At 71.9% G+C, this 20783-nt stretch carries 13 protein-coding genes and 1 tRNA gene; 4 read left to right on the top strand and 10 right to left on the bottom strand.

Translation table 11 applies throughout. The features are described from left to right. Positions 1-19 precede the first annotated feature (19 nt). The 4 genes from ACZ5GH_RS15500 to ACZ5GH_RS15515 all read left to right on the top strand — a co-directional run bounded on the left by ACZ5GH_RS15500 (position 20) and on the right by ACZ5GH_RS15515 (position 5261). Positions 20-841 carry an ABC transporter ATP-binding protein gene (locus ACZ5GH_RS15500; protein ID WP_464334507.1) on the top strand — a complete coding sequence of 274 codons (822 nt, stop codon included), beginning with the start codon at positions 20-22 and terminating at the stop codon, positions 839-841. 120 nt (positions 842-961) lie between these two features. Further along, positions 962-2584, top strand: a complete 1623-nt coding sequence (locus ACZ5GH_RS15505; protein ID WP_464334508.1) for a transporter — start codon at positions 962-964, stop codon at positions 2582-2584. A 160-nt stretch (positions 2585-2744) separates the two neighbouring features. Next, positions 2745-4016, top strand: a complete 1272-nt coding sequence (locus tag ACZ5GH_RS15510) for a DUF2786 domain-containing protein (RefSeq protein WP_387756295.1) — start codon at positions 2745-2747, stop codon at positions 4014-4016. 132 nt (positions 4017-4148) lie between these two features. After that, positions 4149-5261 (top strand): ADP-ribosylglycohydrolase family protein, encoded by a 1113-nt coding sequence (locus ACZ5GH_RS15515; protein ID WP_387756293.1) that lies wholly within the window; start codon positions 4149-4151, stop codon positions 5259-5261. Positions 5262-5291: 30 nt separating this feature from the next. On the opposite strand, the gene ACZ5GH_RS15520 is transcribed toward ACZ5GH_RS15515, so the two are convergent. The 10 genes from ACZ5GH_RS15520 to ACZ5GH_RS15565 all read right to left on the bottom strand — a co-directional run bounded on the left by ACZ5GH_RS15520 (position 5292) and on the right by ACZ5GH_RS15565 (position 20575). Continuing rightward, positions 5292-6608 carry a serpin family protein gene (locus tag ACZ5GH_RS15520; RefSeq protein ID WP_464334509.1) on the bottom strand — a complete coding sequence of 439 codons (1317 nt, stop codon included), beginning with the start codon at positions 6606-6608 and terminating at the stop codon, positions 5292-5294. A 53-nt stretch (positions 6609-6661) separates the two neighbouring features. Then, positions 6662-7660 (bottom strand): ADP-ribosylglycohydrolase family protein, encoded by a 999-nt coding sequence (locus ACZ5GH_RS15525; RefSeq protein ID WP_464334510.1) that lies wholly within the window; start codon positions 7658-7660, stop codon positions 6662-6664. A gap of 22 nt (positions 7661-7682) precedes the next feature. Further along, entirely contained in the window at positions 7683-8897 is a 1215-nt protein-coding gene (locus ACZ5GH_RS15530) for a cytochrome P450 (protein ID WP_464334511.1), read from the bottom strand. 90 nt (positions 8898-8987) lie between these two features. Beyond that, complete coding sequence (locus tag ACZ5GH_RS15535; protein ID WP_387756285.1) at positions 8988-9728, bottom strand: SIR2 family NAD-dependent protein deacylase; 741 nt, start codon at positions 9726-9728, stop codon at positions 8988-8990. Between the two features lie 137 nt (positions 9729-9865). Further along, positions 9866-9939, bottom strand: a tRNA-Met gene (locus ACZ5GH_RS15540). A gap of 157 nt (positions 9940-10096) precedes the next feature. Beyond that, entirely contained in the window at positions 10097-13990 is a 3894-nt protein-coding gene (locus ACZ5GH_RS15545) for a DNA-directed RNA polymerase subunit beta' (protein WP_387756283.1), read from the bottom strand. 98 nt (positions 13991-14088) lie between these two features. Continuing rightward, positions 14089-17565: a DNA-directed RNA polymerase subunit beta gene (rpoB, locus tag ACZ5GH_RS15550; protein ID WP_387756281.1), complete on the bottom strand. Its 3477-nt coding sequence runs from the start codon at positions 17563-17565 to the stop codon at positions 14089-14091. Positions 17566-18257: 692 nt separating this feature from the next. Next, entirely contained in the window at positions 18258-18644 is a 387-nt protein-coding gene (rplL, locus tag ACZ5GH_RS15555; RefSeq protein ID WP_387756279.1) for a 50S ribosomal protein L7/L12, read from the bottom strand. 87 nt (positions 18645-18731) lie between these two features. Continuing rightward, a complete protein-coding gene (gene rplJ / locus ACZ5GH_RS15560; protein WP_045693068.1) occupies positions 18732-19295 on the bottom strand; it encodes a 50S ribosomal protein L10 in 564 nt (187 codons plus the stop codon). 401 nt (positions 19296-19696) lie between these two features. Beyond that, entirely contained in the window at positions 19697-20575 is an 879-nt protein-coding gene (locus tag ACZ5GH_RS15565) for an SCO4651 family lipoprotein (RefSeq protein ID WP_387756277.1), read from the bottom strand. Positions 20576-20783: the final 208 nt, after the last annotated feature.

A 20783-nucleotide genomic window follows, 5' to 3' on the forward strand; every position in this document is an offset into this window, starting at 1 on the left:
ACGAGCAGAGAAGGCCGCCATGCAGGCGTCAGCGCCGCCGTCCTCCGACCTCCCCGGGCCGGGAACCCCGTCCGCCGTCAGCATCCAGGGGCTCTGGAAGCACTTCGGCACCCAGGCCGCCGTGGCCGGGCTGAGCCTGGAGCTGCCGGCCGGGGCGTTCATCGGCCTGGTCGGGCCGAACGGCGCCGGCAAGACCACCACGCTGTCGATGGTCACCGGGCTGCTCCGGCCCGACCAGGGCACCGTTCTGGTGCACGGCACCGACGTGTGGGCCGACCCGGTCACGGTCAAGGCCCGGATCGGGATCCTGCCCGAGGGCCTGCGGATGTTCGAGCGGCTCAGCGGGCGCGAGCTGCTCCAGTACACCGGGCGGCTGCGCGGCCTGCCCGGCGCCGAGGTGGACCGGCGGGCCGAGGAGCTGCTGGCCGTCCTGGACCTCGGCCGGGACGCCGACAAGCTGGTCGCCGACTACTCCACCGGCATGCGCAAGAAGATCGGCCTGGCCGCCGCGCTGCTGCACAACCCGGACGTGCTCTTCCTGGACGAGCCCTTCGAGGGCGTCGACCCGGTGTCCGCCCAGACCATCCGCGGGGTGCTCAAGCGGTACGCGGCGGCCGGGTCCACGGTGGTCTTCTCCAGCCATGTGATGGAGCTGGTCGAGCAGCTGTGCGACTGGGTCGCGGTGGTCAACGCCGGCCGGGTGATCGCCCAGGGCCCACTGGACTCCGTCCGCGGCGGGCGCAGCCTGCACGAGGCCTTCCTGGAGCTGATCGGCGTGCGCGAGGACGACGGGCAGGCGCTCGGCTGGCTCGGCGGCGGAGCGGCCGGGGGCGACCGGTGAACGAGCGGAGCGAGGTCGCCGTCGAGCGCAGCGAGGCGGGCGCATGAGCGAGCGGAGCGAGCGAACCGTCGAGAGGTACGCGTGGGCGAATGCCCCTGCCGAGCGCAGCGAGGCGGGCGCATGAGCGGCGCGACGACACCCGCCGTGCCCGACGGCCGGACGGTGGTCCGCGCCCTGGTGGCGCTCAAGCTGCGGCTGCTGCGCAACGGGCTGCGGCGCAGCCCCGGCCGGACCACCGTCTACGTGATCGGCGGTGTCGTGGGCCTGGCCTTCGCGACCGGCATCGCCGTCGCCATGGCCGCCCTGAACGGCCGCTACCCGGGCTCCGGGGACGCCGGGACGATGCTGCTCGGCGTGCTGACGCTGAGCTGGGCCGCACTGCCGCTGTTCCTCTTCTCCAGCGACGAGAGCGCCGACCCGACCCGGCTGACCATGCTGCCGCTGCGGCCCGGCCCGCTGCTGCGCGGCTCGCTGCTGGCCGCGCTGATCGGGCCGGGGCCGCTGATCAGCCTGGTGCTGGTGACCGGCGCGGTGCTGGCCGGCGCGGCCGGCGGCGCCTCGGCCGCGGTCGCGGTGGCCGGTGTGCCGCTCGCGGTGCTCTGCCTGGTCACGCTCTCCCGGGCGGTCGCGGCGGGCAACGCCCGGATGCTCTCCAGCCGGCGCGGCAAGGACTTCGCGATCTTCGGCGGGCTGGCCTTCGCGCTGCTGGTGCAGGTCGCCAACGTGGGCTCGCAGAGCATCCTCGGCCGCCGGGGCGGGCCGATCGACCTCTCCCCGCTGAAGCCGATCGCCTCGGTGCTGCGCTGGATCCCGCCGATCAGCGCCGCCGACGCGCCGCGCACCGCCGGCGAGGGCCGGTACGGGCTGGCACTGCTCCAGCTCGCCGCGGCGGCCGCGCTGCTGGCGCTGCTGCTGCGCTGGTGGCGGCGGAGCCTGCAGGAGCTGATGGTGACCGCCGACTCCTCCACTCTGGAGGTGGCGCGCGGCGTAGAGGGCTCGCGCGGCTGGGGCTTCCTGCCCCAGGGCCGGACCGGGGCGGTGATGCAGCGGCACCTGCGGTACGCCTGGCGCGAGCCGCGGGCCAAGGCGGCGCTGTTCACCAGCATCGGGATGACGCTGGTGATCTGCGTGCTGTCGATGGTCCAGGGCTGGGCGAGCGTCTACCTGCTGGCGATGACCGGGGTGTTCCTCGGGCTGCAGATGCTCAACCTGTTCGGCATGGACGGCTCGGCGTTCTGGATGGTCGCCGCCACCCTGCGCACCCCCGCCGACGCCCGGTCGGAGCTGCGCGGACGGGCGTACGCGGTGCTCTCGTACGCCGTTCCGGTGACGGTGGTGCTCGGGCTGGTGCTGGCGGCCGTCACCGGCCGGTGGAGCGAGCTGCCGCCCGCGCTCGGCCTGGCGCTGACGCTGCTCGGCTGCGGGATCGCGCTGGGATCGGTGTTCAGCGTGCTGGCGCCGTACACCATGCCGGCCGACAGCAATCCGATGCGCAACGCCGCCCCGGGGCAGGGCGGGCTGATCCTGCTCAACCAGTTCGGCTCGATGGTCGGCGTCACGGTGCTGGCGCTGCCGGTCGGCGGCTACCTCGCCTGGGCGCTGGTCGCGGACGGGCCGAGCTGGCCGGTGCTGCTGGTCGGCCCGCTGTACGGCGCGCTGGTCGCGACGCTGGGCGTGCGGCTGGCGGCCGGCCGGCTGCTGGAGCGCACGCCGGAGATCCTGGCCAAGGCCATCGAGCGCTGATCCCGCCGGGCGAGGCCCGAACCGTCTCGCCAGGCGTCGGGGCGGCTCCCGCCCACCCGCCCGGAGAAACGGTTCACCGGCCCGCTCTCCGGACGGTTCGCGCCACCGCTCCGGCATCATGGGCAGGAGGCCGGACCGTCGAGGAGAGCAGGGACACACCGTGGGCGAGCGCGCGCAGCAGGCCGGGACCGCCGGGCCGCTGCTGGAGCAGGCGGTGCGGTCGGTGCTGACGGCCCCCGACGACGCACTGGACCTCGCCCTGGACACCGGGGCCTCGCTGCTGGCCGCCTCGGCCGGGCAGTGGCCCGACGTCGGCCGGGCGCTGCTCGGCCACGCGGACACCGCCGTCGGCCGCTGCTGGTCCGCCGGATGGCGCCCGGCCGACCTGGTCCGGGTGGTGCGGCGCGAGCTGAAGCCCGTCCACCTGGCCCTCGCGGTGGACCTGATCGCCGCCGAGGGCCGCCGCCACCCCGCGGCCGCCCTGGACCGGCGCTGGCGGGAGCAGCTGCGCGAGCTGGAGGCCGAGGTGTGGTGGTCCGGCGACGAGGAGTACCTGGGGGCCTTCGCCCACCGGCACCGGCTGGACCGCTTCGCGCTCGCCACCGCGGCCCTGGAACTGCTGCGCACCTGGGGCCGGCTGCCGCCGATCGCCCCGGTGGGGCCCGCCCCCGGGCAGGCCGTGCGGCAGCGGCACCCGGCGCCGGCGGCCGGCGAGCCGCGGATGCTGGCGCGGATCCGGGCGCTGCTGGCCAAGGCCGAGTCCACCGAGTACCCGGAGGAGGCCGAGGCGCTGACCGCCAAGGCCCAGCAGCTGATGGCCCAGCACAGCATCGACGACGCGCTGCTGGCCGCGGCCGGCGCCGACCGCGACACCCCGGCGGCGCTGCGGATCGGGGTGGACAACCCGTACGAGGGCCCCAAGACGATGCTGCTGGACGCGGTCGCGGCGGCCAACCGGTGCCGGGTGGTGTGGGCGAAGGAGTTCGGCTTCTGCACCGTGGTCGGCTTCGACGGCGACCTGGACGGCGTCGAACTGCTCTACACCTCGCTGCTGGTGCAGGCCACCCACGCGCTCAACAAGGCGGGCTCCCGCAAGGACTCGCGCAGCAAGGCGTTCCGGCAGTCCTTCCTGGTCGCGTACGCGGCGCGGATCCGGGAGCGGCTGACGGCCGCGACCGAGCGCGCCACCAGCGCCGCCGCGGCCGGGCGGCACCTGCGCGAGGACGGCACCGAGGAGCAGCTGCTGCCCGACGAGCGGCTGCTGCCCGCGCTGGCCGCCCGCTCCGAGGCGGTGGACGAGGAGGTCGGCCGGCTCTTCCCGAAGCTGGTCTCGCAGCGGGTGCGGGTCAGCGACGGCGTGGGCTGGGCGGCCGGCCGCGCCGCCGCCGACCGGGCCGCGCTGCACGGACGCGCCGGGGCGATCCGCCGCTGAGGGCGGGTCGGACGGCGCCCGGGGCCGTCCGCACCGATCCCCCGCCCGACCCGCGCAAGATCCACATGAGCCGCCCGGCTCCCTGGGGGACCTGATAGAACGTAGTCCGCCACGAACGAAGGGGGACTCGACGTGACGGAGCCGGCGGCGGAGTCGGGATACCGGGACCGGGTGCGCGGAGCGCTGCTCGGCGGAGCGATCGGCGATGCGCTGGGCTGGCCGGTGGAGTTCCAGCAGCTCCACCAGATCCAGGACCGGTACGGGCCGCAGGGCGTCACCTCGCTGCCGGCCGGGCCCGGGCCGGTCGAGGTGACCGACGACACCCAGATGACGCTGTTCACCGCCGAGGGCCTGATCCGCGGCTTCGTCCGCGGCTGGACGGGCGGCGGCGGCTCGGTGCCGGAGGCCGTCCACGGTGCCTACCGGCGCTGGCTGCGGACCCAGTACCAGGGCGCGCCGGACGCCGGGCCGCAGCCCCGCCCGTACGACGGCTGGCTGCTGAGCCGGCCCTTCCTGTACGCGCGGCGCGCGCCCGGCAACGCCTGCCTGAGCGGGGTGTCCGAGCACCCGGTGTTCGAGGCGCCGTCCGCGATCGGGCTGAACGGGCCGATCAACCCGGGTTCCAAGGGCTGCGGCACGGTGATGCGCTCGGCGCCGTTCGGGCTGGCCCGGCTGGGCGTCGAGCAGTCCTTCGGGCTGGCGGTGCAGTGCGCCCAGCTCACCCACGGCCACCCGACCGGCTACCTCGCGGCGGGCGCCTTCGCGGCGCTGGTCGAACGGCTCGTGGACGGCACCGAGCCGTGGGCGGCGGTCGGCGAGACGGTGGAGCAGATCCGCGAGCTGCCGAGCTCCAAGGAGACCGTCCAGGCACTGGCCCGGGCGGTGCGGCTCGCCCAGGAGGCCGAGCCGGCGGCCGAGACTGTGGAGCGAGTCGGGCTCGGCTGGATCGCCGAGGAGTGCCTGGCCATCGCGGTGTACTCGCTGCTGGCGGCCACCCTGGACCCCGACCCGGTCCGCACCGCGCTGCTGCTGTCGGTGAACCACTCCGGGGACAGCGACTCGACCGGCGCGGTCTGCGGCAACCTGGTCGGGGCCGCGTACGGCGCCGCGGCGCTGCCCGCCGAGTGGGCCGGGGCGGTCGAGGGCCGGACGGAGCTGCGGCAGGTCGCGGACGACCTGCTGGTGCTCTTCGGCAGCCGCGACCCGCTGCACCCGGGGCTCGGCGGGCGCTACCCGGCCTGGTGAGCCGGGGCGGCCCGGTCTGGCGAGCCGGCGCTACCCGGCCTGCGGGTCGGTGACCTGGCCGAGGAACAGCGGCGCTCCGCCCCGGGTGTCCCGGATCAGGAACAGGAACGGCCGGTCCAGGTGCACCTGGACCGGCCGTTCGGCGTTCGGCGCCGCCGCCACGTCCATTCCGACACCGCTGCCGGCCGCCGCGACCGTGCCGTCCTCGCCGACCTCGATGGTGGCCTTCTGCACCACCGTGCCGACGGCCAGCGGGTCCTTGGCGATGCCGCTGAAGTCGGCCGCGCCGAAGGCCGCCCGCACGCCGAGCGAGCGCAGCGCGGAGCCGAGCTCCTTCGAGGTGTCGAAGCGGAAGCGCGGCAGCTGGAGGTCGACCGGCCGCTCGGCGAGGGCGCCGAGGATGAAGTCCAGCTGCGCCTGGTCCAGGCCCTTGGCGAAGGCCGCGAAGCCGCCCTGCGCGGGGACGATCAGGTCCATCACCAACCCGCCGTCCGCGTACGGCAGTTCGACGGCCTGCCAGGGCTCGCCGACGATCCCGCCGGAGCCGTCGGCGTACTTGAAGTCCCCGGTCTGCCCCATCGTGGGGACGGCCGGGGCGGAGCCGTCGAGCTTGTGGAACGGGCGGTCGGCGGTGTGCGAGGGCTTGAAGGCGGAGGCCCACCTGGCCTTGAGGTAGAGCGCGTCGGTGAGCACCAGCCGGGTGCTCGGGTTGATCGCCTCCCGGCCGAACAGGTCCTTGATCCGGCCGTCGGTGGCCTTCTCCACGGCCGCGTTGACGGACTTGCGGGCCCCGTCCGGGTCCTTGGCGAAGTCGGCCTGGTGCACCCCGGTGCCGAAGGCGCCGGCCAGGGTGGCCAGGTAGTCCGGCTCGACGGCCAGGCCCCGCTGCGTCCAGACGTCGTCGCTGCGGCGCAGGGTGAGCTTGTCGGTGGCCGGGACCGGCCGGTTCAGCGCGCCGGTGGCGAACGCGTACTGCTGCGGGTCGAGCCCGGTGTGCAGGGCCTTGGCCAGCTCCTCGGCGGTGGCGCCGCGGGCGCCGGGCAGCAGCATGGCGAGCACGGTGGCCAGGCCGGACGGGGAGACCACGAGGTTGCTCCCGGCGGCGTCCGGCTCGGCGGTGAGGACGTGCAGGAGGTCCAGGCCGAAGGCGTCGGTGGCGGCCGCGGTGGCGGCCACCTGGGCCGGGTCGACGGTCGGCCGGCCGGTGGGCGGGGAGGCCCGGAGCTCCACGGGCGCGGGGGCGGTGCTGCCGCAGCCGGCCAGCAGCGGCGTGGCGAGCGCGGCCGCGAGCAGGAGCGCCGCCGGCCGGCGGAGGGTACGACGGGTTGCGGTGCTGCGGTTCGTCATGGCCCTTCGACGCACCGCCCCGCCACCCGGTTCCGCCCGCCCCCGGCGCCGGCTCAGTCCCAGAGCGCCCCGAACTCCAGCAGTTCGTCGCGGTGCTCGATCCGCTCCACCCAGTCGGCCGGCCAGGCCGCCTCGCCGTGGTGGGCACCCGCGAAGGCACCGGTCAGGCAGGCCAGCGAGTCGGAGTCGCCGCTGGAGTACGCGGCCCGGCGGACGGCCGCCACCGGGTCGTCCGGGAGCAGCAGGAAGCAGAGCAGGCCGGTGCCGAGGGCCTCCTCGGCGACCCAGCCCTCACCGGTGGCCAGGCAGGGGTCCGCCTCGACATCGGGTGCGGCGAGCGCCGCGTCCAGGCGGTCGAGCACCTTGAGGCAGTCGTCCCAGCCGCGGGCGAGGACCGCCTGCGGCGAGGCGCCGTACCAGTGGTCGGCGAGGTCGCCGAGCCAGAACTCGTCGTACCGCTCCCGGCTCGCCAGGGCGTGGGCCCGGAGCACCGCGGGCACTCCGGCCGGCGGCAGGCCCTCGGCGAGCCTGCGGACGGCGTACGCAGTGAGGTCGGCGGCGGCGAGCGCGGTGGGGTGGCCGTGGGTGAGCCCGGACTGCAGCTGGGCGGCGCCCGAGAGCTGCCGGGCGTCCAGTTCGCGGACCAGCCCGACCGGGGCGACCCGCATGTTGGCGCCGCAGCCCTTGGAGCCGACGTCGGAGGCCTGCTGCCAGCGGTACTCCTGCCGGCTGAGCCGCTCGCAGGAGCGCAGGCACGTCATGCCGGGGGCGCGGTTGTTCTCCGGGGAGCGCCACCAGTCGACGAACTCCTCCCGGACCGGCCGCTCCAGCCGCAGCGGCGTGAGCGGGCCGCGAGCCAGGGCGGTGCGCAGACCGCGGGCCAGGGCGAGCGTCATCTGGGTGTCGTCGGTGACCAGCGCCCTGCCGGGCAGCGGGAGCCGCCGCCAGTCCGGATGGTCGGCCGCGATCGCCTCGACGGTCCTGAACTCCGTCAGCCGGCCGAGCGCGTCCCCGATCGCCAGCCCCAGCAGTGTCCCCGTCGCCTTGCCCACGGCCGTTCCCCCCTCTGCTCCGTCAGACCTCGACCACCAGTTCCTTGAGCCCGCGGATCACGTAGCCCGGGTTCCACTCGGGCTCGCGGACCAGCCGCAGGCCCGGGGCCCGGCGCAGCAGGGTGCCGTAGGACTCGGTGAGCTCCAGTCTGGCAAGCGGGGCGCCGAGGCAGAAGTGGATTCCGGCGCCGAAGGTGATGTGCGGGTTGTCGGTGCGGCCGAGGTCGAGGCGGTCCGGGTCGGCGAAGCGCTCGGGGTCGCGGTTGGCGGAGCCGAAGAGCAGGGCGATCTCGGCGCCGCGCGGGATGGTGACGCCGCGGACCTCGATGTCCTCCAGTACCCAGCGCTCGAACATCTGCAGCGGGGTGTCCCAGCGCATCAGCTCCTCGACGGCGGTGGGCAGCAGTTCGTCCACCGAGCCGCGCAGCCGGGCGAGTTCCCCGGGGTTGCGGAACAGCGCCCACCAGCCGTTGCCGGTGGTGTTGACGGTCGCCTCGTGGCCGGCGTTGAGCAGCAGCACGCAGGTGGAGACCATCTCCTGCTCGCTGAGCGCGTCGGCGCCCTCCTGGGCCTGGACGAGCGCGCTGATCAGGTCGTCGCCCGGATTCGCCCGGCGCTCGCGGATCAGGGCGCGCAGGTAGTCGGAGAACTCGGTGCTCGCGGTGACGGCCCGGCGGGCGGCCTCGTCGGTCGGGTTGAGCTCGAACATCCCGGTGATGTCGGAGGACCACGGCCGCAGCAGGTGCCGGTCGCCCTCCGGCACGCCGAGCATCTCCGCGATCACGGCGACCGGCAGCGGCTCGGCGACGGTGGCGACCAGGTCGCCGCCGCCGGCCGCGAGCAGCTCGTCGACCAGGTCGCCGGCCAGCCGCCGCACGGTGGGGCGCAGTCCCTCGACCATGCGCGGGGTGAAGGCCTTGGAGACCAGCCGGCGCAGCCGGGTGTGGTCCGGCCCTTCGAGGTCCAGCAGCCCGTGGTCGTTCAGGGTGTGGAAGGGCTCGTGCGCCGGGTCGGGCTCGGGGCGGCCGAACTCCGCGTGGCTGAAGCGGTGGGTGTAGGTGCGGCCCAGCCGCCGGTCCCGCAGCAGGGCGCTGACGTCGTCGTGGCGCGAGACCAGCCACTGGTTCGTCGGCTCGAAGTACGTCACCGGCGCGTGTTCGCGCAGTTCGGCGTACGCGTCGTACGGGTGGGCCACGAACGCCGCCGACCAGGGGTCGAACTTCGCCGTCGTCGTCATCGGTCGATCACTCCAGGCCATGAGGGGGAAAGCCGGAAGGATCATCGTACGCATGCGGTGCGTACGGGAAGCCGATCCTTCCGGCCCTGCTCAGGCCCGCTCCAGCACCAGCCGCCGGACCAGCTCCGGCAGCGCCCGCGAGATCGGCTCCCGGATCACCTCGGCCGCGGCCTCGTCGTACGGCGTCGGCTCGGCGTTCACGATGATCAGCTCCGCCCCCGTCCTCACCGCGTCGTACGGCAGCGCCGCCACCGGGAACACCTGGAGGCTGGTGCCGACCGCGATGAAGACGTCGCAGGCCCGGACGATCGAGTCGGCCTGCCCGAGCACCTCCGGGTCCAGGTTCTCGCCGAACATCACGATGCGGGGCTTGAGGATCCCCCCGCACTCCCGGCACGCCGGGTCCGGCTCCCCCGCCCCGACCCGCGCCAGCGCGTCCGCCATCGACCCGACCACCCGGCAGCGCAGGCACTGCGTCTCCCGCGTGTTGCCGTGCAGTTCGAGCACCTTGCGGGCGGTCAGCCCGGACCTCTGGTGCAGCCCGTCGATGTTCTGGGTGAGCACCCGCAGCGGCAGCCCGGAGCGCTCCAGGTCGACCAGCGCCCGGTGCCCGGCGTTCGGCTCGGCGGCCACCGCGTCCGTCTCCAACCGCATCCGCCAGGCGCGCCGCCGGACCTCCGGATCCTCCAGGTACGGCCCGATGGTGACCAGCTCCTGCGCCGACGGGTCCTTCTGCCACACCCCGTTCGGGCCGCGGTAGTCGGGGATGCCGGAGTCCGTCGAGATGCCCGCACCGGTGAGGACGGCGATCAGGGGCCGCTTCGCGTTCATAGCCCGGACGGTACGGCCGCCGGCCCGGCCGCGGCCACCGAAAATCCGACCGCGCGGGCCGGGCCCTCCGGAACACCGAAGGGCCCGGGAACGCCGAAGGGCCCGGAGGCTAGATGCCTCCGGGCCCTTCGAACTAGTAGCGGGGACAGGATTTGAACCTGCGACCTCTGGGTTATGAGCCCAGCGAGCTACCGAGCTGCTCCACCCCGCGTCGGTGAACACGACTCTACGCGACTTCGGCCGAATGTCCTAACCGGGTTCTGCCGACCGGCCCGCGGCCGCGCCCCGGCGCCCCCGGAGGAGGCCCGGGAACGCCGCAGGGCGGCCACCCCGTGAGGGTGACCGCCCTGCGGTCGGTGACGCGCGACTCAGCCGGTGTACGGGCCGTAGTCGTAGTCGTCCAGCGGGACCGCCTGGCCGGAGCCGGCGCCGAAGGGCGACAGGTCGTAGTCGTCGTAGCCGACGGCCGAGTACATCGCGGCCTTGGCCTCCTCGGTCGGCTCGACCCGGATGTTGCGGTAGCGGGGCAGACCCGTACCGGCCGGGATGAGCTTACCGAGGATGACGTTCTCCTTGAGGCCCAGCAGCGGGTCCGACTTGGCGTGGATCGCCGCGTCGGTGAGGACCCGGGTCGTCTCCTGGAAGGAGGCGGCCGACAGCCAGGACTCGGTGGCCAGCGAGGCCTTGGTGATACCCATCAGCTGCGGACGGCCGGAGGCGGGGTGGCCGCCCTCGGCGACGACGCGGCGGTTCTCCTGCTCGAAGCGGCCGCGCTCGACCAGCTCGCCGGGCAGCAGCTCGGCGTCGCCCGACTCGATGATCGTCACGCGGCGGAGCATCTGCCGGATGATGATCTCGATGTGCTTGTCGTGGATCGACACACCCTGCGAGTTGTAGACCTTCTGGACCTCGGCGACCAGGTGGACCTGGACGGCACGCTGGCCCATGATGCGCAGGACGTCGTGCGGGTTGGTGGCACCCATGGTCAGCTTCTGGCCGACCTCGACCGCCTCGCCCTCGCTGACCAGCAGCTTCACACGCTTCGAGACCGGGTAGGCGATCTCGTCGGTGCCGTCGTCGGGGGTGACGACCAGCTTGCGGGTCTTCTCGGTGTCCTCGATGCGGACCCGGCCCTGGGCCTCCGAGATCGGGGCCACACCCTTGGGGGTACGGGCCTCGAAGAGCTCGACGACACGCGGCAGACCCTGGGTGATGTCGTCACCGGCCACACCACCGGTGTGGAAGGTACGCATGGTCAGCTGGGTACCGGGCTCACCGATGGACTGGGCGGCGATGATGCCGACCGCCTCACCGATGTCGACCAGCTTGCCGGTGGCCAGCGAGCGCCCGTAGCACATGGCGCAGGTGCCGACGGCCGACTCACAGGTCAGGATCGAGCGGGTCTTGACCTCGCCGATGCCGTGGCGGATCAGCTCGTCGATCAGGACGTCGCCGAGGTCCGTGTTGGCGGTGGCCAGCAGCTTGCCGTCGACGGTGATGTCCTCGGCGAGCATGCGGGCGTAGACGCTGGTCTCGACGTCGTCGGCCTTGCGCAGCACGCCGTCCGCGCCCACGGAGCCGATCGACAGCTTCAGGCCGCGCTCGGTGCCGCAGTCCTCCTCGCGGATGATGACGTCCTGGGAGACGTCGACCAGACGACGGGTGAGGTAACCGGAGTCGGCGGTACGCAGGGCGGTGTCGGCCAGACCCTTACGGGCACCGTGGGTGGAGATGAAGTACTCCAGCACGGACAGACCCTCACGGAACGACGCCTTGATGGGTCGCGGGATGGTCTCGTTCTTGGCGTTCGACACCAGACCACGCATACCGGCGATCTGGCGCATCTGCATCATGTTTCCACGAGCACCCGAGTCGACCATCATGAAGATGGGGTTCGTCTTCGGGAAGTTCGCGGCCATGGCGTCCGCGACCTCGTTGGTCGCCTGGGTCCAGATGCCGACGAGCTCCTGCTTGCGCTCGTCGTTGGTGATCAGACCGCGCTCGTACTGCTTCTGGACCTTCTCCGCCTTGGCCTCGAAGCCCTCCAGGATCTGGGGCTTGCTCGGCGGGACGATGACGTCCGAGATCGAGACGGTGACACCCGAGCGGGTCGACCAGTGGAAGCCGGCCGCCTTCAGGTTGTCCAGGGTCGCCGCGACGACGACCTTGGGGTAGCGCTCCGCCAGGTCGTTGACGATCGCGGAGAGCTGCTTCTTGCCCACCTCGTAGTCGACGAACGGGTAGTCCTCGGGCAGCAGCTCGTTGAAGAGCGCGCGGCCCAGGGTGGTGGTCAGGCGGAAGGGCTCGCCGTCGAACCAGGTCGACTGGCCCTCCTCGTCCACCGGCGGGGTCCAGCCGCGCGGCGGGACGGTGCCGGCCGGCAGGCGCAGCTCGATCGGGGCCTGGACGTCCAGGTCGCGGGCGTCGAAGGCCATGATCGCCTCGGCGGTCGACGAGAAGGTGCGGCCGGCGCCCTTCACGTTGTCGCGGTCCGAGGTCAGGAAGAACAGACCGAGCACCATGTCCTGGGTCGGCATGGTGACGGGACGACCGTCGGCCGGCTTCAGGATGTTGTTCGAGGACAGCATCAGGATGCGGGCCTCGGCCTGCGCCTCCGCGGAGAGCGGCAGGTGGACGGCCATCTGGTCACCGTCGAAGTCCGCGTTGAACGCGGTGCAGACGAGCGGGTGGATCTGGATGGCCTTGCCCTCGACCAGCTGCGGCTCGAAGGCCTGGATGCCGAGGCGGTGCAGGGTGGGCGCACGGTTCAGCAGGACCGGGTGCTCGGCGATGACCTCTTCGAGGACGTCCCACACGACCGGACGGGCGCGCTCGACCATGCGCTTGGCCGACTTGATGTTCTGCGCGTGGTTCAGGTCGACCAGGCGCTTCATCACGAACGGCTTGAAGAGCTCCAGCGCCATGGCCTTCGGCAGACCGCACTGGTGCAGCTTGAGCTGCGGGCCGACGACGATGACCGAACGGGCCGAGTAGTCGACTCGCTTGCCGAGCAGGTTCTGACGGAAACGACCCTGCTTGCCCTTCAGCATGTCGCTGAGGGACTTCAGCGGGCGGTTGCCCGGGCCGGTGACCGGACGGCCGCGGCGGCCGTTGTCGAACAGCGCGTCGACGGCCTCCTGGAGCATGCGCTTCTCGTTGTTCACGATGATCTCGGGGGCACCGAGGTCGAGCAGGCGCTTCAGGCGGTTGTTGCGGTTGATGACGCGGCGGTACAGGTCGTTCAGGTCGGAGGTCGCGAAGCGGCCACCGTCCAGCTGCACCATCGGACGCAGGTCCGGCGGGATGACCGGGACGCAGTCCAGCACCATGCCGTTGGGCTTGTTGGTGGTCTGCAGGAACGCGGAGACGACCTTGAGGCGCTTGAGCGCACGGGTCTTCTTCTGGCCCTTGCCGGTGCGGATGATCTCGCGCAGGCGCTCGGACTCCTCCGCCAGGTCGAAGGTCTCGAGGCGGTCCTTGAGGGCCGCCGCGCCCATCGAGCCGGAGAAGTAGGTGCCGAAGCGGTCGCGCAGCTCGCGGTAGAGCAGCTCGTCGCCCTCGAGGTCCTGGACCTTGAGGTTCTTGAAGCGGGCCCACACCTCGTCGAGGCGGTCGAGCTCGCGCTGCGCGCGGTCGCGCAGCTGCTTCATCTCGCGCTCGGCGCCCTCGCGCACCTTGCGGCGCACGTCGGCCTTGGCGCCCTCGGCCTCCAGCTCGGCCAGGTCGGTCTCGGCCTTCTTGGCGCGGGCCTCGAGGTCGGAGTCGCGGCGGTTCTCGATCTGCTGGCGCTCGACCGAGACGTGCGCCTCCAGGGACGGCAGGTCGCGCTGGCGGCGCTCGTCGTCGACCCAGGTGATCATGTAGGCGGCGAAGTAGATGACCTTCTCGAGGTCCTTCGGCGCCAGGTCGAGCAGGTAGCCCAGACGGGACGGCACGCCCTTGAAGTACCAGATGTGGGTGACCGGGGCGGCCAGCTCGATGTGGCCCATCCGCTCGCGGCGCACCTTGGCACGGGTCACCTCGACGCCGCAGCGCTCGCAGATGATGCCCTTGAAGCGGACGCGCTTGTACTTACCGCAGTAGCACTCCCAGTCCCGGGTGGGGCCGAAGATCTTCTCGCAGAAGAGTCCGTCCTTTTCGGGCTTCAGGGTGCGGTAGTTGATGGTCTCCGGCTTCTTGACCTCGCCGTGCGACCACTGGCGGATGTCGTCGGCGGTGGCCAGGCCGATGCGGAGCTCGTCGAAGAAGTTGACGTCAAGCACTGGTCGTCAAGCCCTCTTTCGTAAGTCGAGAGTCGTTCATGTGGTCTGAGGGGGGCCTGGGGGCGGGCCGGCCGCGGGTGCGGCCGGCCCAACCTCCGTCAGACCTCTTCGACGCTGCTCGGCTCGCGCCGGGACAGGTCGATGCCGAGCTCCTCGGCGGCGCGGAACACGTCCTCGTCGGAGTCCCGCATCTCGATGGACTGGCCGTCCGAGGACAGCACCTCCACGTTGAGGCAGAGCGACTGCATTTCCTTGATGAGGACCTTGAAGGACTCGGGAATGCCGGGCTCGGGGATGTTCTCGCCCTTGACGATGGCCTCGTAGACCTTGACCCGGCCGAGGACGTCGTCGGACTTGATGGTGAGCAGCTCCTGGAGCGCGTAGGCAGCGCCGTACGCCTCGAGGGCCCACACCTCCATCTCACCGAAGCGCTGACCACCGAACTGCGCCTTACCACCGAGCGGCTGCTGGGTGATCATCGAGTACGGACCGGTCGAACGGGCGTGCAGCTTGTCGTCGACCAGGTGGTGCAGCTTGAGGATGTACATGTAGCCGACCGAGACCGGCATCGGGAACGGCTCGCCGGAGCGGCCGTCGAACAGTCGGGCCTTGCCCGTGGAGTTCACCAGGCGCTCACCGTCACGGGTGAGGGTGGTGTTGTCCAGCAGACCGGTGATCTCGTCCTCGCGGGCGCCGTCGAAGACCGGGGTGGCGAGGTTGGTGCCGCCCTGGACCGTGTCGGCGCCGATCGCCTGCAGGCGCTGGGCCCACTCGTCGGCGAGGCCGGAGACGTCCCAGCCCTGCTTGGCGAGCCACCCGAGGTGGATCTCCAGGACCTGTCCCGGGTTCATTCGGGACGGGACACCCAGCGGGTTGAGGATGATGTCGACCGGGGTGCCGTCCTCGAGGAACGGCATGTCCTCGACCGGGAGGATCTTGGAGATGACACCCTTGTTGCCGTGGCGGCCGGCGAGCTTGTCACCGTTGGTGATCTTGCGCTTCTGGGCCACGTAGACGCGGACCAGCTGGTTCACGCCCGGGGGCAGCTCGTCGCCCTCTTCGCGGTCGAAGACGCGGACGCCGATGACCTTGCCGGACTCACCGTGCGGCACCTTCAGCGAGGTGTCGCGGACCTCACGGGCCTTCTCGCCGAAGATCGCGCGGAGCAGGCGCTCCTCCGGGGTCAGCTCGGTCTCGCCCTTGGGCGTGACCTTGCCGACCAGGATGTCGCCGGTGACGACGTCGGCGCCGATGCGGATGATGCCGCGCTCGTCGAGGTCGGCGAGGACCTCCTCGGAGACGTTCGGGATGTCCCGGGTGATCTCCTCGGGGCCGAGCTTGGTGTCACGGGCGTCGACCTCGTGCTCCTCGATGTGGATCGAGGAGAGGACGTCGTCCTGGACGAGGCGCTGCGACAGGATGATCGCGTCCTCGTAGTTGTGACCCTCCCACGACATGAACGCCACGAGCAGGTTCTTGCCGAGGGCCATCTCGCCCTCGTCGGTGCACGGGCCGTCGGCCAGCACCTGGCCGGCCTCGACCCGGGCGCCCTCGTCCACGAGCACCTTCTGGTTGAAGGCGGTGCCCTGGTTGGAGCGGGTGAACTTGGCGGCGCGGTACGTGGTGTACGTGCCGTCGTCGTTGGCCACGGTGACGTAGTCGGCCGAGACCTCCTGGACGACACCGGCCTTCTCGGCGGTGATGACGTCCGCGGCGTCGACGGCGCAGCGGTACTCCATGCCGGTGCCGACCAGCGGAGCCTCGCTCTTCAGCAGCGGCACCGCCTGGCGCATCATGTTCGAGCCCATGAGCGCGCGGTTGGCGTCGTCGTGCTCGAGGAACGGGATCATGGCGGTCGCGACCGACACCATCTGGCGCGGCGAGACGTCCATGTAGTCGATCTCGGTGCCGGGGATGTAGTCGATCTCGCCACCACGGCGGCGGACCAGGACGCGCGGCTCGGCGAAGTGCAGGTCCGCGGTCAGCGGCGCGTTCGCCTGGGCGATGACGTAGCGGTCCTCCTCGTCGGCGGTGAGGTAGTCCACCTTCTCGGTGACCACACCGTCGACGACCTTGCGGTACGGCGTCTCGATGAAGCCGAACGCGTTGACCCGGCCGTACGAGGCCAGCGAGCCGATCAGACCGATGTTCGGGCCTTCGGGGGTCTCGATCGGACACATGCGGCCGTAGTGCGAGGGGTGCACGTCACGGACCTCGAAGCCGGCCCGCTCACGGGACAGACCACCGGGGCCCAGCGCGGACAGACGGCGCTTGTGGGTCAGGCCCGACAGCGGGTTCGTCTGGTCCATGAACTGCGACAGCTGGCTGGTGCCGAAGAACTCCTTGATGGAGGCGACGACCGGCCGGATGTTGATCAGGGTCTGCGGCGTGATCGCCTCGACGTCCTGGGTGGTCATGCGCTCGCGCACGACGCGCTCCATGCGGGCCAGACCCGTACGGACCTGGTTCTGGATGAGCTCGCCGACGTTGCGCAGGCGGCGGTTGCCGAAGTGGTCGATGTCGTCGACCTCGACCACGATGTCGCGGCCCTCGTCGTCACGCCACTCGGTCTCGCCCGCGTGCAGCTTCACCAGGTACTTGATCGCACCGATGATGTCGGGCTCGGTGAGCACGCCGGAGTCCAGCGACTCGGCGTTGCCCAGCTTGCGGTTGACCTTGTAACGGCCGACCTTCGCGAGGTCGTAGCGCTTCGGGTTGAAGTAGAGGTTCTCCAGAAGCGTCTGTGCGGCCTCGCGCGTGGGCGGCTCGCCCGGGCGCAGCTTGCGGTAGATGTCCAGCAGCGCGTCGTCCTGGCCCTGGGTGTGGTCCTTCTCCAGGGTGGCGCGCATCGACTCGTACTCGCCGAACTCCTCGAGAATCATCTCGTTGGTCCAGCCGAGCGCCTTGAGCAGCACGGTGACGGACTGCTTGCGCTTGCGGTCGATGCGGACGCCGACCATGTCGCGCTTGTCGATCTCCATCTCCAGCCAGGCACCACGCGAGGGGATGACCTTGCAGGAGTAGATGTCCTTGTCGGACACCTTGTCCAGGGTGGAGTCGAAGTACACACCCGGGGAGCGGACGAGCTGCGACACGACGACACGCTCGGTGCCGTTGATCACGAACGTGCCCTTGTGGGTCATGAGCGGGAAGTCGCCCATGAAGACCGTCTGAGACTTGATCTCACCGGTCTCGTTGTTGGTGAACTCGGCCGTGACGAAGAGCGGGGCCGCGAACGTGAAGTCGCGGTCCTTGCACTCGTCAATGGAGTTCTTCGGCGGCTCGAAACGGTGGTCGCGGAAGGTCAGCGACATCGACCCACTGAAGTCCTCGATCGGGGAGATCTCCTCGAAGATCTCCTCCAGACCGGACTTGGTGGGGACGTCCTGACCAGACTCCAGCGCCTGCTCGACCCGGGTCTTCCAGGCCGCGTTGCCGAGCAGCCAGTCAAAGCTCTCGGTCTGCAGGGCCAGGAGGTTGGGGACCTCGAGGGGCTCCTTGATCTTCGCGAAGGAGACGCGGAGCGGGGCGGTGGATGCGGCGGAATTGTTCGAGGCGTTGCGCGGCGCGGCCAAGAGGGGGGTCCTTCCGAGGGCTCGGAGCTCACTACGCGCGTACCAGCCGGGCCTGCTTGGGCTTGGTGCCGCCTCCCTCGCCACTGGCCTCCGCCGGGGTCGGAACCCCAGGTCAGAGCCGCTTTGCGGAGGCGGTGCCAGACCCCTTCAGGGCAACGCAAACTCCGGGCGACGAGTCACGGAGCAGCTAACAGGCAGCGCAAAGGGACAGTGTAGCCAATGGCGACACTGCTGTCCAGCTCTGATTCGGAGACCGAATCGGAGACTCCTCCCGGTAGCCGGCGGGCGCGGGCGCCCACCGGGTACTGCTCTAACTCACGTGGAGTCATTTCCCGCCGGGCCACTGGTTATGCATCCAGCGGCGAACCAACCGGGCGGACTCGCGCCTCGAGAATCGCGCGCCGCGCCAGGTTCGTCAAGGGCCCGCCGGCGGCGCGGACCTCGACCCGTCTATCGGCCCGGACCCGCTCGGCGTTACAGAAGCCGTGGTCGGGCCGCCCTCGACGACGGTGATCACCATACCCCCCGGCACCGACGGTGCCGAGTGCACCGTCGGCCACACCGGGGGCCGTACCGGCCGGTCGGCGCAACGGCCCCGCGGGCCGCCCCGGGCCGGGAACGCGAAAAGGCCGGGCCGACCACCCGCAAGGGTGATCGGCCCGGCCGTACGCCCCCTCAGAGGGGGCGCGGGATCACTTGACGGTGACCTTGGCGCCGGCACCCTCGAGGGCGGCCTTGGCCTTCTCGGCAACGTCCTTGGCAACCTTCTCCAGGACCTTGGCACCAGCGGTGTCAACGAGGTCCTTGGCCTCCTTCAGGCCGAGGGAGGTCAGGGTGCGCACCTCCTTGATGACCTGGATCTTCTTGTCGCCAGCGGCCTCGAGGATGACGTCGAACTCGTCCTGCTCCTCGGCAGCGGCCTCGGCGCCACCGGTGCCACCGGCAACGACGACGGCGGCGGCCGGGGCGGCAGCGGTGACGTCGAACTTCTCCTCGAAGGCCTTCACGAAGGCAGCGAGCTCGATGAGGGTGAGCTCCTCGAACTGCGCGAGCAGCTCGTCCTGGGTCAGCTTCGCCATGATGGCGTCCTTCCACTAAATCGGCAGGTGGTGCCGTATGTACGGGTTGGGCGGGCACGGGCCCGCAGCGAGGCGTTAGCCTGCCGACTACTCGGCGGCGGCGTCCTCGGCGGCGGGAGCCGGCGTACCGGCACCGCCCTGCTCGACCTTGTCGCGCAGCGCGTCCACAGTGCGGACGAGCTTCGACGGCAGGGCCTGGAAGAGCGCGGCAGCCTGGGACTGCTTGGCCTTCAGGGCACCCGCCAGCTTGGCGAGCAGCACCTCGCGGGACTCGAGGTCCGCGAGCTTCTTGATCTCATCGGCGGACAGCGCCTTGCCGTCAAGGACACCGCCCTTGATGATGAGAGCGGGGTTCTCCTTGGCGAAGTCACGCAGAGCCTTCGCCGACTCCACCGGGTCACCGGTGACGAAGGCGACAGCCGTCGGACCGTTGAACAGGTCGTCGAGCTCCGTGATCCCGACCTCATTGGCCGCGATCTTGGTCAGCGTGTTCTTCACCACGGCGTACTCGGCGTTGTCGCCGAGCGAGCGACGCAGGGTCTTGACCTGCTTCACCGAGAGACCGCGGTACTCGGTCAGCAGCGCCGCGGAGGAGCCACGGAACTTGTCCGTGATCTCGGCAACGGCAGCAGCCTTGTCGGGCCTGGCCATAGGCTTACGCCTCCTTCCGTGATGTCGAAGTCGGGCCGACCGCGAAAGTCGACCTAGGTCGCCGTGGACCGACCGGACGGAAGGAAAGCTCCTGCGAAATGCAACGAGCCCCGGTGCGCAGGGGCACGGGGCTCGGAACGACCTCGACGGGCAGCCGCGCGAACGCGGACCCGGAAGTCGAAGCTCCAGACACACCTGCGCGGGCTGCCTGCGACGAAGCGCAGATCCTTCGGCCATCTGCTCCCTGACGGGCGCGTGATGACAACCAGCGGTCTTTGGCTTCGGCAACAGTAACCGGAGCCGTCGGCCGGGAGCAAATCGCCCTCCGGTTCGGCCCGGCGGCCCGACGGGGGCGGGACGGCGGGGTGGGGTCCGCCGGGGTGGGTCCGGCGGGCCGCGGTTCAGCGGGCCAGCGGGGAGACCGTCCGGACGCCGGTGTCCACGGTGTCCGTCTCGGCCGGCGCCTGCGCCGAGAGCAGCGCCCCGGCGAGGTCGGTGTAGAGCACCGCGTCGTCCGCCCGGCCGCTGTCCCCGTTGCCGGTGCGCTGGAGCCGGACCAGCTGGTCCTTGTCGTTGAGCCAGAGGTCCAGGGTGAGCGAGAGCGAGCCGCCGGGCGCGAGCGCGGCCCGCAGGCCGTCCCGGCGGGACTGGGTCAGCTGGGTCTGGGCGGCCGCGTACCTCTCGGCGGTGGTGGTGACCCGGTAGTGCCCCACGGTCGAGTCGTCGAACTTCTCCTCGCCGACGAAGACCGGCTCCGTCCCCTCGGCGGTGGCCGCGGTCAGCGCCTCGACCGGGTTCAGCAGGTCGATCAGCCCGGCGTACGGGATCTCCTTGCGGCCGTCCGCGGCCGGCGGGACGGTGAAGCGCTCCCAGTGCTTCCCGCCCTGCCGGGCCGCGGTGGCGGCGTCGCCGCCCTGGTAGGCGACGGTGTCCACGACGATCAGCTGCTCCGCCTCGGCCGGCGTGGAGCGCTTGATCTGGAGCGCGGTCTTGGGCTGCCAGAACAGCGGGCCGGAGCCGGCGTCCGCGCCGAGCCGGTAGCTGACCTTGGCCCGGCGGGCGGTCTGCGCGGCCAGCTGGGCGGAGAGCAGCACCCCGTGCGGGGAGCGGTCGGTCGGCTTGGCCTGGGCGCTCGGCGAGGCGGTGGACGGCGTGGCGCTGGCCGTGCTCGGGCCGTCGGACGGCGTGGCGGTCGTGTCGCCGCCCCCGCCGCACCCGCTCAGCCCGCTCGCCAGCAGGACGACGACGGCCCCTGCCGCCAACCGCTGCCGTCCCGCCATGGTCCGTTCCCCTCTCGCCGGCCCCCGCCCGACGGCGGCTTCGCTCCGGCCACCTTGCCACCCGTCCCCCGCCCGCCCGGTCGCGGCCCCCTCCGGACCCGCCCGCGGCCGGGCGGATCCACCGGGTCGGCCGAGCCGGGCCGGGCCGGGACACCGGTCGGGGGCGGTGGGGAGCCGGTCGGCACCCCACCGCCCCCGACCGCGCGGA

Source organism: Kitasatospora sp. Xyl93 (assembly GCF_055383135.1).

Coding starts and splice junctions, on each gene's coding strand:
- rplL (WP_387756279.1), bottom strand. CDS start 18,644: ATGGCGAAGCTGACCCAGGACGAGCTGCTCGCGCAGTTCGAGGAGCTC.
- ACZ5GH_RS15520 (WP_464334509.1), bottom strand. CDS start 6,608: ATGACGAACCGCAGCACCGCAACCCGTCGTACCCTCCGCCGGCCGGCG.
- ACZ5GH_RS15500 (WP_464334507.1), top strand. CDS start 20: ATGCAGGCGTCAGCGCCGCCGTCCTCCGACCTCCCCGGGCCGGGAACC.
- ACZ5GH_RS15530 (WP_464334511.1), bottom strand. CDS start 8,897: ATGACGACGACGGCGAAGTTCGACCCCTGGTCGGCGGCGTTCGTGGCC.
- ACZ5GH_RS15505 (WP_464334508.1), top strand. CDS start 962: ATGAGCGGCGCGACGACACCCGCCGTGCCCGACGGCCGGACGGTGGTC.
- ACZ5GH_RS15565 (WP_387756277.1), bottom strand. CDS start 20,575: ATGGCGGGACGGCAGCGGTTGGCGGCAGGGGCCGTCGTCGTCCTGCTG.
- ACZ5GH_RS15535 (WP_387756285.1), bottom strand. CDS start 9,728: ATGAACGCGAAGCGGCCCCTGATCGCCGTCCTCACCGGTGCGGGCATC.
- rplJ (WP_045693068.1), bottom strand. CDS start 19,295: ATGGCCAGGCCCGACAAGGCTGCTGCCGTTGCCGAGATCACGGACAAG.